The 353-nt window shown below is 41.4% G+C and carries 1 protein-coding gene; it reads left to right on the top strand.

What is annotated here, in order from left to right:
• Window positions 1-353 (top strand): hypothetical protein (locus CDA54_RS19690; RefSeq protein WP_218962440.1); only part of this gene is annotated, 353 nt, incomplete at both ends.

The raw sequence follows: 353 nt of genomic DNA, 5'->3' as shown, positions 1-353 counted from the left end.
ACAGTTACAGTTACCGACAATGATTTAAATACGGATTCAGGAGTTGCAGAGACCATCACTGTAGATGTTGTGAATGATGTTACGGGAGAGAATGAGACAATTACATTGACAGAGACAGGAGTTGATACGGGTATTTTTGTTGGCACTGTTGGTACTACTTTTGGTACTGTTGCAGGTACAGATGATGATGGTACTTTCAATACACAGGCAGGAGATACGGTAACCGTTACTTATGATGATGTTTTAGATGCTTCAGGGAATGATCCGGTTGCTGTTACAGATACAGATACGGTATTGGGAGGAGTTACCGGTACTGTTGATATTACGGATACGAGTATTCCGGGAGATACTTT

The organism is Lacimicrobium alkaliphilum (genome assembly GCF_002591895.1).
Taxonomy (GTDB): domain Bacteria; phylum Pseudomonadota; class Gammaproteobacteria; order Enterobacterales; family Alteromonadaceae; genus Lacimicrobium; species Lacimicrobium alkaliphilum.
This window is presented reverse-complemented; position numbering and strand designations above follow the sequence as displayed.